The 14,848-nt window shown below is 57.1% G+C and carries 15 protein-coding genes and 2 other RNA genes; 7 read left to right on the top strand and 10 right to left on the bottom strand.

Going from position 1 to position 14,848, the window contains the following annotated elements:
• Positions 1-6 precede the first annotated feature (6 nt).
• From ACNSPV_RS09325 to ACNSPV_RS09310, 4 genes are all read left to right on the top strand, one after another.
• Complete coding sequence (locus ACNSPV_RS09325; protein ID WP_348583629.1) at positions 7-843, top strand: hypothetical protein; 837 nt, start codon at positions 7-9, stop codon at positions 841-843.
• 65 nt (positions 844-908) lie between these two features.
• Positions 909-1,142, top strand: coding sequence for a hypothetical protein (locus ACNSPV_RS09320; RefSeq protein ID WP_348583630.1), 234 nt, complete (start codon positions 909-911; stop codon positions 1,140-1,142).
• Positions 1,129-1,509: a hypothetical protein gene (locus ACNSPV_RS09315; protein WP_348583631.1), complete on the top strand. Its 381-nt coding sequence runs from the start codon at positions 1,129-1,131 to the stop codon at positions 1,507-1,509. The genes ACNSPV_RS09320 and ACNSPV_RS09315 overlap by 14 nt, the downstream gene beginning before the upstream one ends.
• Positions 1,510-1,532: 23 nt before the next feature.
• Entirely contained in the window at positions 1,533-2,486 is a 954-nt protein-coding gene (locus ACNSPV_RS09310) for a sigma-70 family RNA polymerase sigma factor (RefSeq protein WP_348583632.1), read from the top strand.
• Between the two features lie 45 nt (positions 2,487-2,531).
• Here the strand turns inward: ACNSPV_RS09310 and ssrA are convergent.
• From ssrA to pta, 7 genes are all read right to left on the bottom strand, one after another.
• Positions 2,532-2,882: a transfer-messenger RNA gene (ssrA, locus tag ACNSPV_RS09305) on the bottom strand.
• 70 nt (positions 2,883-2,952) lie between these two features.
• A complete protein-coding gene (smpB, locus tag ACNSPV_RS09300; protein WP_005941729.1) occupies positions 2,953-3,435 on the bottom strand; it encodes an SsrA-binding protein SmpB in 483 nt (160 codons plus the stop codon).
• Positions 3,436-3,533: 98 nt separating this feature from the next.
• Positions 3,534-4,133, bottom strand: a complete 600-nt coding sequence (gene recR, locus ACNSPV_RS09295; protein WP_249238578.1) for a recombination mediator RecR — start codon at positions 4,131-4,133, stop codon at positions 3,534-3,536.
• A gap of 19 nt (positions 4,134-4,152) precedes the next feature.
• Positions 4,153-4,491: a YbaB/EbfC family nucleoid-associated protein gene (locus tag ACNSPV_RS09290; RefSeq protein WP_249238577.1), complete on the bottom strand. Its 339-nt coding sequence runs from the start codon at positions 4,489-4,491 to the stop codon at positions 4,153-4,155.
• 87 nt (positions 4,492-4,578) lie between these two features.
• Positions 4,579-6,441 carry a DNA polymerase III subunit gamma/tau gene (gene dnaX, locus ACNSPV_RS09285; RefSeq protein WP_348583633.1) on the bottom strand — a complete coding sequence of 621 codons (1,863 nt, stop codon included), beginning with the start codon at positions 6,439-6,441 and terminating at the stop codon, positions 4,579-4,581.
• 86 nt (positions 6,442-6,527) lie between these two features.
• An RNA gene (gene ffs, locus ACNSPV_RS09280) (signal recognition particle sRNA small type) lies at positions 6,528-6,626 on the bottom strand.
• A 417-nt stretch (positions 6,627-7,043) separates the two neighbouring features.
• Positions 7,044-8,069: a phosphate acetyltransferase gene (gene pta / locus ACNSPV_RS09275; RefSeq protein ID WP_348583634.1), complete on the bottom strand. Its 1,026-nt coding sequence runs from the start codon at positions 8,067-8,069 to the stop codon at positions 7,044-7,046.
• Between the two features lie 198 nt (positions 8,070-8,267).
• Here pta and ACNSPV_RS09270 point away from each other — a divergent pair, with 198 nt between their 5' ends.
• Genes ACNSPV_RS09270 through ACNSPV_RS09260 form a run of 3 tightly spaced genes read left to right on the top strand, consistent with a single transcriptional unit; the run spans position 8,268 to position 12,516 of the window.
• Positions 8,268-8,834, top strand: coding sequence for a uracil-DNA glycosylase (locus tag ACNSPV_RS09270; RefSeq protein ID WP_348583635.1), 567 nt, complete (start codon positions 8,268-8,270; stop codon positions 8,832-8,834).
• Between the two features lie 60 nt (positions 8,835-8,894).
• On the top strand, positions 8,895-9,980 hold the full coding sequence (locus ACNSPV_RS09265; RefSeq protein WP_348583636.1) for a hypothetical protein: 1,086 nt from the start codon (positions 8,895-8,897) through the stop codon (positions 9,978-9,980).
• 46 nt (positions 9,981-10,026) lie between these two features.
• Complete coding sequence (locus tag ACNSPV_RS09260; RefSeq protein WP_348583637.1) at positions 10,027-12,516, top strand: ATP-dependent DNA helicase; 2,490 nt, start codon at positions 10,027-10,029, stop codon at positions 12,514-12,516.
• An 83-nt stretch (positions 12,517-12,599) separates the two neighbouring features.
• On the opposite strand, the gene ACNSPV_RS09255 is transcribed toward ACNSPV_RS09260, so the two are convergent.
• From ACNSPV_RS09255 to ACNSPV_RS09245, 3 genes are all read right to left on the bottom strand, one after another.
• On the bottom strand, positions 12,600-13,559 hold the full coding sequence (locus ACNSPV_RS09255) for a ketopantoate reductase family protein (RefSeq protein WP_339394744.1): 960 nt from the start codon (positions 13,557-13,559) through the stop codon (positions 12,600-12,602).
• Positions 13,560-13,759: 200 nt separating this feature from the next.
• Positions 13,760-14,020 (bottom strand): heavy-metal-associated domain-containing protein, encoded by a 261-nt coding sequence (locus ACNSPV_RS09250; RefSeq protein ID WP_348583638.1) that lies wholly within the window; start codon positions 14,018-14,020, stop codon positions 13,760-13,762.
• Positions 14,021-14,260: 240 nt separating this feature from the next.
• Complete coding sequence (locus ACNSPV_RS09245; RefSeq protein WP_348583639.1) at positions 14,261-14,776, bottom strand: cob(I)yrinic acid a,c-diamide adenosyltransferase; 516 nt, start codon at positions 14,774-14,776, stop codon at positions 14,261-14,263.
• Positions 14,777-14,848 lie beyond the last annotated feature (72 nt).

Genomic DNA, 14,848 nt, shown 5'->3' with positions numbered 1-14,848 from the left:
TGAATTATGGCAACCGTAGATTTGACTACTAAATTTCTGCCCAAGGTAGACGAACAGTTTACCGCTGAGAGCAAACGCAGCCTTGTAACCAATCAGGATTTCAAATGGGACGGCGCTGCAACTGTGCGCGTGTACAAGGTCAGCACCGGCAAGATGAACGACTATGCCCGCAATGGCGATTCCGCCACCGGCAGCCGCTTTGGTGAGGTGGAACAGCTCAACGCCACCACCTACCCGCTGACCATCGAGAAAGACCGCTCTTTCACCTTTGTCATTGATAAGCTGGACGAGGACGAAACGCAGCAGCAGCTTTCCGGTGCAACCGCTCTGGCCCGCCAGAACCGCGAGGTGGTTATCCCCGAAGTGGACGCGTACACCTACGGTGTTATGTGCACCAACGCAGGCACCAAGCCCGCAGCCGTGGAGCTGACTGCAGAAAACATCTATGATGAGATCTGCAAGGCCGGTGCCCTGATGGATGAAGCAGGCGTGCCCGAAACTGGCCGCGTGCTGGTCGTCACCCCGGAGATTTACCGTATCATGAAGAAGTGCAAGGAAATCGTCCTTGATACCGAGGTGGGCGAGGATATGCGCTTGCGTGGTGTGGTATCCAATTTGGACGGCGCAGCGGTGCAGAAGGTGCCCGCCAGCCGCCTGCCCTCTAAGTTTGGATTTATGCTGTGCCACCCCTGCGCAACCGTGGCCCCGCTGAAGCTGAAGGATTACCGCATCCACTCCGACCCGCCGGGCATTTCTGGCAGTCTGGTGGAGGGCCGCGTGGTGTATGACGCTTTCGTGCTTCAGAACAAGGCAAAGGCAATTTACTATCAGGCTACCACCTGATAAAGCATCATCCGGGCGCATGGGGCAACCTGTGCGCCCTTTTTGACAGGAGGCGAACCGAACCCATGACCGCAAAGAAACACCTGAAAATGACCAATCCGGGCGAGGTGCGCAGAGCCATGACCCGCGTTTCCAACATGGTCTTGAATGGCGAGATTGCCCCACAACAGGCAAACACCATCATATACGCCGGAAATGCCGTGTTAAGCTCCATCCGCGCCGATGAACAGGAACGGCGCTTGACGGAACTGGAAGCCAAATTGAACGAGCTGGAAGGTACAGGAAATGAAACGAATTGACGCTATCCAAAAACGTATCCTAGCGCTGATAGCCCAACGGGAAGCTGTCAAGGGTGCTCCGTTTTCCCGCTTCCTTCTTCATCTGGACGATGGCAGCACTGTGAAAACAGCCCCGCGATTCATCGAGGCATTGAGCAAGCTTGTTGAGCTTCTGGTTCATGAAAAGCACAGGGTTCTTTCGGTTGAACTGTCTGAAGGTTTTTGCAGTCCGAAAGAATCCGCCCTCTTTGAAAGTATCGCTCTGGGAGGTGTGCCGGTTTCTCCCGAACGGGCCGCACTGCTCCGGGAAGGTGATTCTTTCCCTTCTCCGCCGCAAAAGCCCTCAGAGAAGGCCGAAGAACCAGTGACGAACCACAATCTCATCTGAACCACAAAAAGGGGAGTATCACAATGGATGAACCACGCACAAATCACACTGATCAGCAATCCACAAACGCAGCTCTTGCCGCTCTCGCTGCATCTGGTAACAGCTTCGCACTAGGCCAACTCTGGGAGATCAACAAAAGTCTACTCCATAGTCTGTTTTGGCAATGGTACAACAAAAACAAATCCGTTGCCGATTCAGCCGGACTAACAATGGAAGATTTCGATCAAGAAGCGTTCTTCGCTGTTCAGGCTGCCGCCAAAGCCTACGACTCGGAAAAAGGTTCCTTTACAACTCTTCTAAGCTACTATGTGCAGTCTCAGATAAACCGCGCTGTGCTGGGAGAACATAGCTGCATCGAGATCACAGAAGAGGGCAAACGGGTAAGAAAATCTGCAAATCTTCTGAACAGTTGCACAAGTCTTGATGTACATCTGGACATCGACGATGAAAATACCACAGTTAGAAGCGATCTCATCGAAGACCCCGCAGCCTCTCAGGCATTCCAAAACGTCGAAGACAATAACTATACCGAGAAGCTACACAACGACTTAGAAAAAGCAATCGACACGCTCCCCCGTAGACAAGCTGATATTATCCGTCGTCACTATTTCGCCGAAACACCGCTTGCTGACATCGCTCGCGAAGATGGAATCAGCAGCAGTGCCGTACACACCAGCGAACGCGCGGCACTTTACACCTTATCAAAAAACAGAACCCTTCTCCGCTGGCATGACGAGATCATTTCAGAACGCGCATGGAATGGAACCGGCTTTTGTGCATGGAAAAGTCATGGCAGCGTTCAGGAACGCACCGTGGAATATCTGGAAGAGCAAATGCCGAAAATGGAACGCGAGTTGGAAGAACGAAGAGCCTTTCTTGAACGCATGATACAGCTCGCCCCTGAACACCGTGAAGCAATCGAAAGCACCTCTTTATACAAAGACGCATTCAAAAACGTGGTAAATAGTGTGGTATAAGCAAAGAAAAACGCCTAGATTTTAGCAAATCTAGGTGCTTTTTACTGGTGGAGGCGATGGGAGTCGAACCCATGTCCGAAAAGAGTTCAGTGTAGGTATCTCCGGGTGCAGGCGATCTACAACATTCCCGCCGCGCCACGCCGATCGTCAGGCTAGCGCATTGGTAGCTTCATGAGTTCCTGCCGGTCCGCAAAGCTTAGGTCCGTTCAGGTGCTGTGTCTAAAGGACGCCCCGGCCCCACACGACACAAGAGTGGGCGGAACGCGCAGCACTCAGGCTGCGAGCAACTGAGAATTGTTATTGTCAGTTAATTTTTTTGGAGGAGTTATAGAGCAGTTCCCCCACTGCTACCCGCTGCCCAGACCTCGCTCTCCCCGTCGAAACCTTTACGCCCCCTTATAAAGCACACCCTGCGGTGTGCAGAAAGCTTTGGAAAAGTTCCGCTTCAGGAAGCGGTCTGAAAGAATCAATAATACTTGCCGTTGGACTTCATGGCACGGTCAATAGAGCGCTTTGCGTCACGCTGTGCGGCGTCTGCACGCTTATCGTAGAGCTTTTTGCCTTTGCAAAGGCCCACTTCCATTTTTACGCGGCCATGCTTGAAATAAAGCGAGAGCGGCACAAGGGTGTAGCCCTGCAGCTTGCACTGCTGGTGCAGCCGCCGGATCTCACTTTTGTGTGCCAGCAGACGCCGGACACGCATGGGATCCTGATTGAACATGTTTCCGTGGTCGTAGGGGCTGATATGCATCCCCTTCACCAGCAACTCACCATCTTCAATATCGACCCAGCTGTCTTTCAGGTTGACGCCTCCGGCACGCAGGCTTTTCACCTCTGTGCCCTTCAGCTCCACACCCGTTTCCAGCGCTTCCAGAACAAAATACTCGTGGCGCGCTTCACGGTTTGTAGCGATGGTTTTGGTTGCCGGACGCTCTTTGGTGGGTGCCATGCTGCGCGCCTCCTTTCTCCGTTTCTGTTGTATCAGTATACCATTTTTTCACGGTTTTGCAAGAGCTGTTTTTGAAGAAACTGTAAATTATTTCCAAATTACAGCTCGCCGCGGCCAGAAAGTGCACGGTACAAGGTGGTCTCGTCTGTGTACTCCAGACTTGCACCTACCGGCAGGCCGTAGGCCAGACGGGTAGTTTTGATGCCCAGCGGTTTGATGAGCTTTGCCAGATACATGGCAGTAGCCTCTCCTTCTACCGTCGGGTTCATGGCCATGATGACCTCTTTCACCTTGCCATCCCCCAAGCGGGCCAGAAGCTCCTTGACGCACAGCTGCTCTGCGGTGATGCCGTCCATCGGGCTGAGCAGGCCGTGCAGCACATGGTACAGGCCATGGTATTCCCGGGTGCGCTCAAATGCCTGAACATCGCGGGGCGTTTCCACCACGCAGATGACAGAGGGATCCCGCTTTGTGCTGGCACAGATGGGGCAAAGCTCTGCCTCCGTATAGTTCTGGCAGATGCGGCAGCGATGAAGCTTGGTGTGAGCACCCTGGATTGCACCTGCCAGAGCTGCAGCGTCTTCATCCGACATGCTCAGTACCTGATATGCCATACGGGTAGCACCCTTGCGCCCGATGCCCGGAAATTTGCTGAACTCTTCGATCAGCTTTTCCAGCGGGGCTGCAGTATAGCCCATGTTCTTCCCTCCTGCCGGATCAGAGACCGGGGATGTTCATGCCGCCGGTCAGCTTGCCCATTTCAGCTTCGGCCGTTTCGTCCACCTGCTTGACGGTAGCATTGATGGCTGCAGCCACCATATCTTCCAGCATTTCAATATCATCCGGGTCCACAGCCTCCGGCTTGATGCTGATGGACAGCACCTCGTGCTTGCCATTCATCCTGACCGTGACCATTTCACCGGCAGCACTGCCAGTGTACTCAGCAGCTTCCAGTTCGGCCTGCTTTGCCTTCATGTCCTCCTGCATCTTCTGTGCCTGACGCATGAGGGCGTTCATATCGGGGCGGCCAAAGCCTGCGGGCATTCTTGCTTTCATAGTTGGTTTACTCCTTTTATTTATTGACCCTCTCAGTCAAACCCTTCGGGAGAGCTGGTGCGCATGCGCCTGAGAGGGTTTTATTGCTTATGATTTCTTTTTCCTTGCGGAATCTTCAATGGACACATCCAGACCCAGCTTTTCCAGTGCTCGGAGAGACTGTTCCGCATTGGAAACAGCCTTGCCTGCCGTTTTGGGCTCATAGGGTCCGATGGGCACTGCCACGCCGGATACATTGGCGATCAGCTTTTTGATGAGCCGCTGGCTGTCCTTATTGGCACGGATAAAATCCCGGAAGGTCTTTCCGCCGTCGATCAGCACACGGGTACCGTCAAAATAGGCTTTTGACTTGCGCAGGTAGGTGTACAGCATGGGGTCTTTTTCCTGCAGCTGCTGCACCACCTGCTCCCAGTACGGGAAGGGAGCGATCCCCTCCTGTACTGTCTTATCGGACTTGCCGGGTACAGGGCCTGCCGTTTTTTCCTGCACCGGCGGGACAGACGGCTGCTGAACCGATTCCGGGGCAGCGGGCTGCTCCACCGATGCGGGTGGTTCCTCCCACGGCAAAGGAGTTTCTGTCTGCTGCACCGGAGGTTCCTCGGGAAGCGGCAGTGTTTCCTCCGCCGGAGCAGGAGATATTTCTGCCTGTTCCGGCTCTGCAGTCTGCGGTACGGATGCAGCAGGCACCGCCGACTGTACCGGAACAGCTTCCTGGGGCTGCGCCGGTGTCGGTTCGGCGGTCGGAGCAGGCCGGGCCGGAGCACTTGCAAATGGCTGCGCCGCCGGTGCCGAAGCAAACGGCTGCACGACTGCAGGCTGAGCCGCCGCACGGGCAGGCACGGCCTGTACGGGTATCGCCTGCATCTGCTGAGGCGGCTCCGAAAGGCTGAACAAGGCAAGTTCCAGCTCAATGCGCTGGTCGCTGCCGCGGGTCATGTGCTCCAGCGCACTGCCCAGAGCACGGATCGCACGGATGGCCTCCCGCTGTCCCAGCTGAGGGCCTTTTTCCAGATAAAGGGCTTCTTCCTCCGGCGAAACACCGGACAGCAGGGCCTGTCCGCCGGGCAGTGCCGCCAGCATCAGGGCACGGTAGTGGGCGATCAGTTCCTCTGTCAGGCGCTTGACATCCACCGACTGCTGACGCAGCTGGGCAAGCTGTGCCAGCGCCGCAGCACCGTCCTGCGCTTCCAGCGCATCCGAAATACGGAACAAATAGCTGCGGTCGGTCACGCCGGCCATACGGCGCACCACATCTGCGTCGATCTTCGCCGTCACGCCGGCGCAGGTGTCCAGAATGGACAGTGCATCGCGCAGTGCGCCATCTGCCAGACGGGCGATCAGCTCGGCTCCGTCCGGGGTCAGCTCCAGCTTTTCCTCCCCTGCGATATACTCCACCCGGCGGGCAATGTCCTCCGGCCCGATGCGGGTGAAGTCATACCGCTGGCAGCGGGACAGAATGGTGGCAGGCACCTTCTGGATCTCGGTCGTTGCCAGAATAAAGATGACATGGGCAGGCGGCTCTTCCAGTGTCTTGAGCAGTGCATTGAAGGCTGCTGTGGACAGCATGTGCACCTCATCGATAATGTATACCTTATATTTACAGGCACTGGGCGTGTAAGCAGTCTCATCGCGCAGGTCGCGGATATCATCCACGCCGTTGTTGGAGGCGGCATCCATTTCCACCACATCCAGAATGCTGCCGTTGTCGATGCCCCTGCAGATCTCGCACTCGCCGCAGGGGTCGCCATTCACCGGATGCAGGCAGTTGACCGCCTTTGCAAAAATCTTAGCGCAGGTGGTTTTGCCGGTGCCGCGCACACCGGTGAACAGATAGGCGTGGCCCACACGGTTTGCCGTGATCTGGTTTTTCAGAGCGGTGACGATGGCCCGCTGGCCCACTACGTCTTCAAAGCGCTGGGGTCTCCACTTGCGGTACAATGCGCGATACATGGTCTGTTCCCCCTTCCTGGCAAATCTGCAAACAAAAAGGACAGCGCACGACGGGGTTTTGTCCCCGCCTTGCGTAACTCGGCATACGGATGCAGGCTTACTGAAACGCACGAACGCACTGCTTAAGGCTGCTTGGTTCCCCACCTGACCTGGTTCACAGCGAATCCATCGTACAGGACCCGCATCCGTATGCCGAACCACGCAGCAGGCGCTGTCCGACACATTCATTGAATGCTAGGATATTGTACCATAAACGCAGGCAGATTGCAAGAGGGGCACGGCCGGTTTTTGCCGGTGCAAAAAAGCCGCGCCGGACGATTTAAAATGGCCTCCGCTGCGCTCTGGCCATTGTTCAGGGAATTGCATTTTAATATTTGAGGTTTCGAAGGGGTCGCAACCGGAAACGGTATCTGAAACAATAGATGATACTATTCTATCGCAAGACAAGATAAATCGGGTTATTTTTCTTCACGACTTCTCTCGTGAAAATGCCCAAAGCACTGCGGAGGGCACCCCTGATCGTTCTCACGCAAAAAAAGACTGCCGCACAAAAAAGTACGACAGTCTTTGAAAAGGCAGATGCTATTCAGCCGGTCGGCAGTTTAGGACTGGCAGGCAGTGATCAGGCTCATCTTGTAGACCTCGTCTGCGTTGCAGCCACGAGACATGTCGTTGATGGGAGCGTTCAAGCCCTGCAGGATGGGGCCGTAAGCTGCGTAGCCGCCCAGACGCTGAGCGATCTTGTAGCCGATGTTGCCGGCCTCGATGCAGGGGAAGATGAAGGTGTTGGCCTGACCAGCCACCTTGCTGCCCTTGCACTTGACCTGTGCAACCTCGGGAGCAACGGCAGCGTCAAACTGCAGCTCGCCGTCCACAGCCAGCTCGGGGTCCATTTCCTGAGCCTTGATGACAGCGTCATGGCTCAGAGCGACCGTACCGCCCTTGCCGGAGCCCTTGGTGGAGAAGCTCAGCACTGCGACCTTCGGGTCAATGCCGAACAGCTTTGCGGTCTTGGCAGTCTCAACTGCGACCTCAGCCAGCTTTGCAGCAGCAGGGATCTTGACCTCGCCGGTAGCCTTATCAACGGTATCGGTGTAGTCGATGTTCACAGCGCAGTCGCCCATGGCAATGCGCTTCAGGCCCTCTTCGCCGCAGTCGCGGTCCAGAATAAAGCAGGAGCTCACCAGATGTGCGCCCTTCCTGGTCTTGACCAGCTGCAGGGCGGGACGGATGGTATCGGCGGTGGAGTAGGTAGCGCCGCCCAGCAGGCAGTCAGCCTTGCCCATCTTCACCAGCATGGTGCCAAAGTAGTTGGACTTTTTCAGCAGAGCAGTGCACTCCTCAGCAGTCTGCTTGCCCTTGCGCAGCTCCACCATGGTGTTGACCATCTCATCGAAGCCTGCGTAGTTCTCAGGGTCGATGATCTCGGCAGCGGAAATATCAAAATTACCGGCGGCGGCAGCAGCCTTGCACTCAGCCTCGTTGCCCACCATGACGACCTTCAGCACGCCCTCAGCCAGCAGCTTTGCAGCAGCCTCCAGAATGCGGGGATCATTGCCCTCGGTGAAAACGATCGTCTTGGGATTTGCCTTCAGCTGTGCTACCAGCGGTGCAAACATATCAGCCATTGTGATTACCTCCGAATTAACTTTCCAATATTCGCATCCCGGCGTCTGTTGGACACAAGGATGCCTTTCTTCTTTATTCTAGCACACCCGGCAAAAAGTTCAAGACAAAATTAGCTTTTTGTGCTATTATTTTAGGAGAAAAAGCGTTTCTATTTGTGAATAAAATATCATACTGTTTCAAGAGGAGATCGTGTCATCATGGATTGGGAAACTTTGCGATCAGGCTGTCTGGCCTGCACACGCTGCGAGCTGTGCAAGACCCGCACCAACGTGGTGTTCGGTCAGGGTGTTGAAAATGCCGAAGTATTGTTTGTAGGCGAGGGCCCCGGCCAGAGCGAGGATGAGCAGGGCCTGCCTTTTGTGGGCCGCAGCGGCCAGCTGCTGGATCGATATCTGTTCGCCATCGATCTGGACCGCAGCCGGAACTGCTATATTGCCAACATCGTCAAATGCCGCCCGCCCCAGAACCGGGACCCGCTGCCCGCCGAGAGCGAGGCCTGCATGCCCTGGCTGCGGGAACAGTTCCGTCTGCTACGGCCAAAGATCGTGGTCTGTCTGGGCCGCATTGCCGCGCAGCGGATGATCCGCCCGGACTTTTCGGTGACAAAGGAGCACGGGCAGTTCATCGAGAAGGGCGGCATCCTGTTCATGGGCACCTTCCACCCTGCTGCCCTGCTGCGTCAGCCGCAGAACAAGCCCACTGCTTTCGAGGATTTTGTCGCCCTGCGGGAGACCATTGAAAAGGTGTGTGACCATACCTATTAATAAGAACGAACCAAACCCTTCCCTTTTGCATACTGTAAAGCAAAAGAGAGGTGTTCAGTTATGGAAACCACACGGCACGATCCCATTGATTTTTTTCTGGGTGCGACCACACCCGCCGGGTTCAAGGGCTACTTTGAACCGCTGCGCCGCGAACCCGGGATGCAGATGTACCTGATCAAAAGCGGGCCGGGCTGCGGCAAATCCACTTTGATGAAGCGGCTGGCCCGTGCTGCAGAGCAGAACGGCCTGCTTACCCAGCGCATCCACTGTGCCAGCGACCCGGACAGTCTGGACGGCGTGATCCTGCCCGGGCAGCAGCGGGCCATCGTGGACGCCACCGCGCCCCACGTGGTGGAACCGGATGCCCCGGGAGCGGATGAGGTGGTGGTGAGCCTGTATCATACCATCGACGCCGAAAAGCTGCATCTGCACACCGACGAGGTAAAAGCGCTGTTTGCCCGCAACGCCATCCTGCGTAGCCGGGCGGCACGGTATATCGCTTCGGCGGGCAGTCTGCTTCTGGACAGCCGCCGGGCCGAAGCATGCAGTGCCAATTTTGACAAGGTGCGCCGCTACGTCAAGCGTTTGTGCGCCCGGGTGCTGCCGCGCACCGAGGGCACCGGTACCGAGGAGCTGCGGCTGCTCTCCGCCGTCACGCCCAAGGGTGAGGTATTCTATCAGGGTACCGTGCAGGCACTTGCCAGCAAGTTCATCGTGTTCCGGGACGATTATGGCGCAGTGTCGCGGCTTTTGCTGGAACTCATCCGCGCCGAAGCCCTGACCCGGGGCTACCACCTTATCACCTGCCCCTGCGCCATGCATCCGGATGACAAGATCGACCACATCCTCATCCCGGAGCTGAAGCTTGCCTTCCTCACGGACAATCGCTGGCATCCGGTGCAGCTGCCCGGCGTGCAGGCCGTGCGCTGCAGCCGCTTCCTTGACCGGGAAAATCTGGCCGGGTATCGTGCACGGCTGCGCTTCAACGAGCGCGCCGCTGCAGAATTGCTGGAACAGGCCAGTGCCCTGATGGCACAGGCCAAGAGCTGCCACGACGAGCTGGAGACCTACTACCGTGCGGCCGTGGATTTTGGCAAGGTGGATGCGGCAGCAAAGGAATGCATTAGAATGTTTGAATTGGATTAGCTTTTTTTACGGAAAGAGCATTTCAAAGGAAGGGAAGTGAACCGCCTTGTCCTCTATCCATCTGCCCATCCGCCAGCTGGTGGAGTTTCTGCTGCGCACCGGCAGCATCGACAGCCGTTTTACCGGCTTTGACCGCGCACTGGAAGGTGCACGCATCCACCGCAAGCTGCAAAAAGCGGCCGGAGAGGACTATCAGGCCGAGGTGTTTCTCTCTGCCGAGCGGCAGGCAGAGGGGCTCACGTTCCTTCTGGAAGGACGTGCGGACGGCATTTTTACCGACGGTTCCGGCACGACGGTCATTGACGAGATCAAGACCACCGCTGTCCCCTATGAAGCGATCACCGAGGATATGAACCCCTGCCACTGGGCGCAGGGCATGGTATACGGTGCCATTTACTGTTCCCGGCAAAGCCTGCCGGAATTGAACGTCCAGCTGACCTATTATCAGATCGATACGGATCAGATCATCCGCTTTGTGCGTCACTTTTCCGCACCGGAGCTGGAGCAGTTTCTGCACAAACTTCTTTGTCAGTACGCACCATGGGCACGGCGGCAGCTGGACTGGGCGGCAAGGCGCAGCCAGAGCCTTGCTGCTTTGCCGTTTCCTTTTGCGCAGTACCGCCCCGGGCAGCGGGCACTGGCGGGGGAAGTCTACCGCGCCTGCCGCACCGGAAGGGATGCCGACCACAAAGGCGGCAGCCGTCTGTTCTGTCAGGCACCCACCGGCATCGGCAAGACCATGAGTGTCCTCTTCCCCGCCCTGCGGGCCATGGGTGAGGGCAGCGGCGAAAAGCTCTTTTACCTCACCGCCCGCAATACGACTCAGGCCGCGGCCGAGGATGCCATTGCCCGGCTGCGCACTGCCGCGCCGGAGCTTGCTCTGCGCAGCGTGACCCTGACCGCCAAGGAAAAGGTCTGTCTTCACCCGGACCTGGAAGGACATCCCGCCTGTCTGCCGGAGCTCTGTCCCTATGCCAACGGCTACTATGATCGCATCAAAGATGCCCTGTCCGCACTGCTGGACGGTACCGGCAGCTTTGACCGCGCCGCGCTGGCCGGGGCGGCAAAGCGTTTTTCGGTGTGTCCCTTTGAGCTGGGGCTGGACCTGAGCGAATGGTGCGATGTGGTGATCGGCGACTACAATTATCTGTTCGACCCCGTCGTACACCTGAAGCGGTTCTTTGATGCTTCCGGCGACTGGCTGTTTCTGATCGACGAGGCACACAATCTTCCCGACCGGGCCAGAGCCATGTACTCCGCACGCTTTTTCAAAAGCAGTCTGACCGAGGCAAAACGCGCCCTTGGCAAAGGGAAAAGCTCCCTCCGGACCGCGCTGACCCGCGCAGACCGGGCGTTTCTGGATATCCGGAAAGCCTGCGTGCGTCTGGCACCGCGCCGCGGCCAGACCGGCGCACCGGAAACCGACACCGCTCAGACCACTCTTCTGCCGTCTTTGCAGGACCCTGTGCCGGAACTGCCCGAGCCGCTGTATGCACAGGACGGCACCGTGTTTTTGCAGGAGCTTCCGTCTGCCCTGCTCAGCCCTCTGCGGGCGGTGCAGGCTCCCTTGCAGGATTGGCTGGAAGCGAACCCGGACGCGGATGCTCACACGCAGCTGTTGGAGCTTTATTTTGCAGTGCAGGATATCCTCCGCTCTTCCGAACGGTACGACAGCCATTTTGTCACCCAGCTGACTGCCCGCGGCAGTGAGCTGGAACTGCAGCTGTTGTGTCTGGACCCAGCGCCCTTTGTGGAGGCCAGCCTTGCTGCCGGACGCTGTGCCGCATTGTTCAGCGCAACACTCACCCCGCCCAGCTATTATCGGGGCGTGCTGGGCTGCGCGGATGCCCGGGCCGTGGCGCTGCCCAGCCCCTTCCCCGCCGAAAATCTCGGTCTTTACTGCATGGCAAATATCTCCACCCGCTACCGCGACCGGGAAGCCAGTGTGCAGGCCGTTTCGGATGCACTGGCCCGGCTGACCAGCGGAAAAACCGGCAACTATCTGGCGTTTTTCCCAAGCTACGCCTATCTCCGGCAGGTATATGAAGATTTTACAGCGCGTCACCCGGACATCCGCACGCTTGTGCAGGAGAGCGGCGCAGACGATGCTGCCCGGGCAGAATTTCTTGCACAATTTGTGCCGCAGCCAAAAGAAACTCTGCTGGGTTTTGGGGTGCTGGGCGGTGTTTTTGGCGAGGGCGTGGATCTTGCAGGCGACCGGCTCATCGGGTGTGCGATCGTGGGGGTCGGTCTGCCGCAGGTGAACCCCCAGCAGGAAATGCTGCGCCGCTACTACGATGCACAAAACGGCTCCGGATTCGACTATGCCTACCGCTATCCCGGCATGAACAAGGTGCTGCAGGCCGCCGGGCGGGTCATCCGCACACCGGAGGACAGGGGTGTGGTGCTTTTGCTGGACGACCGCTTTGCCCGGCCGGATTACGCCCGGCTGTTCCCGCCGCACTGGCAGCACATCCGGTATCTGCACAGCGCCGAGGAGCTTGGGCAGGCACTGCAGGATTTCTGGCAGAAATAGCCGCAGACAAAAACCACCGCCTTTCCGATCTTCTGATCGGTCCGGCGGTGGTATTTTTTTGTCTTATTTGCGACGGCCCGGCATCATTTCTGGTGCTGCAGCGTCTCCCAGGGCGGCATCTCGCTGCGCAGCTTTTCCCACATGGGCATTGCCGTACCGGTCTGCCTGCGCAGAGCCTCAAAGGCCTCGTCCAGATATTTCATTTCGGACACCGCGTTCATTGCGTGGTCCGATGCACACAAACGGCCCAGCGGCGTTTTTGCCATCACGAGCACCATGGCTTCCACCTGACGGCGGCCTGCAGAACCCGGCTTGTAAACATCCGTGTTTTCCTTGTCATTCACCGGGATGCCGGCATCCTTGAGCATCAGACAGGCTTCATAGGCGGCATCGATCATCGCTCCGCGCTGCTGTCGGGTGGCGCGGGTCAGGTCTCCATTGCAGGCGTAGCAGACATAGCACACCGGCAGGATAAAAGCAATGTGACACTTGAGCCACTCGTCCATATCACTGTAGAAGGTAAGCTTATATTTCGTGCCGTCAAAGGCTGTCTTGAGCCGGATGCGGAACGCACCGGACAGCGGTGCTGTTGCGCCGCCCACCGTCATGCCCACCCCGACGTGAGCGCTGACCACGCGGCCATGTTCCCGGTGTCCTGCGGAGTTCTGGAAGCCGAATGCGATCTTATCAGCCGGACGCTGCATGTACTCCAAGACCTGCTTTGCATGAGGGTCGTTGCCCACGAACACAAAGTACTGGCTCCTGTTCGCCTTGAGCACAGGCAGCACATCCGGCAGCTGCCCTGCCTGCACCACCACAAAAACAAGATCATAAAAGTCATCCGGCGCAAGGACATCAATGGTCTTTACACGTTCTGTGGTCGTTCTGCGCTGCGCCCAGTGGCGGATGACCAGACCTTTCTGGTCGATCATCTCCTTCCACTCACCGCGTGCAAGCAGCGTCACAACGTTCTTTTTGTTCTGCAGCAGCACATGCGTCAGCTCACAGCCCAAAACGCCCGCACCATAAACCAGGATCCTCATACCGATACGCCTCCCTTGATGTGTGTTAGGGTGTATCTGAAAACAAAGAAAATGACGAATATTTCGCAAGCACAAGCGGGATTTAAGGCAAAGAGCCGCAGGAATCCTTTGTGGATTTCAAGGCTGTTTAACGCAAAATCCAGCTGTGTTTGTAGAAATAGGCTAAATTTTCGACTTTTCGGATACACCTTAGGGTCTGCTTATTTTTTCAAGAACGAGAAAAAGCCTTTTTTCTCGTAAGGTGCACTCTTTACGCCTTTGACCTCGTAACCGGTGGCATTGATGGCATCCCGCAGCTTCTGCTCATCCAGCGGCTGCTCCGAGTGGATCACGGTCTGCCCTTTGGCCTGCGAGGATGTGACCTTTTTCGCCTCCGGAAAGGCCTTGCGCACAGCTTCGTTGACATGGCTCTCGCACATGCCGCACATCATACCATCTACTTTTACGATCGTTTCAATCATTTTATTCCCCTCCGGATGTCCTGCGCACACCGGCCCACAGGTATCCGCTCTGTTAGGAAATACTAACCGTCGTTTCAAACAAAACGCCGCCGAGAACTGCCCCGGCAGCGGTGCGGAGCGGTTCCCTGTCTGCTGTCGGGTCTGCTCAGAAAAATGCACGCATGGTTTCTTGCCTTCATCATATCACACCGGTCGGATAAATGCAAGATAAAAATACCCCGCACCGGTGTCCTGTCTGTGTCAGTATTCAATGCCCTTCCGGGCCGCGATGCCCTTCTGGTACGGGTGGCGGCAGCACTTCATCTCGGTCACATAGTCCGCAGCATCCAGCATCCACTGCGGAGCGGCATGAGCGGTCAGGACACACTCCTGCGCTGCAGGCCGGGCCTGCACAGCTTTTTGCAGCAGGGCCTTATCCACCATATCCAGTTCCCACGCACTGCCCGCTTCGTCCAGCACCAGCAGATCGGCGTCTTCGGTCATAGCAGCAGCAAGGTTCCGGTTTTGCAGATCGCGGGTGGAGGCCTTTTCTACTTCGTTCATCTGGAACACGAATTTCTGCCCGGCCTTGCCCCGGTAGATCTTTGCGCCCAGCTGTTCCAGCAGCGGGATCTCGCCGCTCTGTCCTCCCTTGAGAAACTGCAGGACCACCACCTTTTTTCCGCTGCCCAGCGCCCGCAGCGCAAGGCCCATGGCAGCGGTGGTCTTGCCCTTGCCGTCGCCGTAATATAGATGTAACAGCCCTGTACGCTCCATGGTCATTTCTCCTTTTGTCTTTGCGTTTATGGTAACACAAACTCTGCAAAAAAGAAAGAGGAAGCACTCGAA

This window comes from Faecalibacterium sp. 3 (genome assembly GCF_048323735.1).
Taxonomy (GTDB): domain Bacteria; phylum Bacillota; class Clostridia; order Oscillospirales; family Ruminococcaceae; genus Faecalibacterium; species Faecalibacterium wellingii.
The sequence above is the reverse complement of the archived record's forward strand: the minus strand, read 5'-3'. Positions and strand labels throughout refer to the sequence as shown.

Coding starts and splice junctions, on each gene's coding strand:
- ACNSPV_RS09245 (WP_348583639.1), bottom strand. CDS start 14,776: ATGGAGCGTACAGGGCTGTTACATCTATATTACGGCGACGGCAAGGGC.
- ACNSPV_RS09290 (WP_249238577.1), bottom strand. CDS start 4,491: ATGAAAGCAAGAATGCCCGCAGGCTTTGGCCGCCCCGATATGAACGCC.
- ACNSPV_RS09250 (WP_348583638.1), bottom strand. CDS start 14,020: ATGATTGAAACGATCGTAAAAGTAGATGGTATGATGTGCGGCATGTGC.
- ACNSPV_RS09320 (WP_348583630.1), top strand. CDS start 909: ATGACCGCAAAGAAACACCTGAAAATGACCAATCCGGGCGAGGTGCGC.
- ACNSPV_RS09315 (WP_348583631.1), top strand. CDS start 1,129: ATGAAACGAATTGACGCTATCCAAAAACGTATCCTAGCGCTGATAGCC.
- ACNSPV_RS09325 (WP_348583629.1), top strand. CDS start 7: ATGGCAACCGTAGATTTGACTACTAAATTTCTGCCCAAGGTAGACGAA.
- ACNSPV_RS09255 (WP_339394744.1), bottom strand. CDS start 13,559: ATGAGGATCCTGGTTTATGGTGCGGGCGTTTTGGGCTGTGAGCTGACG.
- recR (WP_249238578.1), bottom strand. CDS start 4,133: ATGGGCTATACTGCAGCCCCGCTGGAAAAGCTGATCGAAGAGTTCAGC.
- smpB (WP_005941729.1), bottom strand. CDS start 3,435: ATGGCACCCACCAAAGAGCGTCCGGCAACCAAAACCATCGCTACAAAC.
- dnaX (WP_348583633.1), bottom strand. CDS start 6,441: ATGTATCGCGCATTGTACCGCAAGTGGAGACCCCAGCGCTTTGAAGAC.
- ACNSPV_RS09270 (WP_348583635.1), top strand. CDS start 8,268: ATGGATTGGGAAACTTTGCGATCAGGCTGTCTGGCCTGCACACGCTGC.
- ACNSPV_RS09310 (WP_348583632.1), top strand. CDS start 1,533: ATGGATGAACCACGCACAAATCACACTGATCAGCAATCCACAAACGCA.
- pta (WP_348583634.1), bottom strand. CDS start 8,069: ATGGCTGATATGTTTGCACCGCTGGTAGCACAGCTGAAGGCAAATCCC.
- ACNSPV_RS09265 (WP_348583636.1), top strand. CDS start 8,895: ATGGAAACCACACGGCACGATCCCATTGATTTTTTTCTGGGTGCGACC.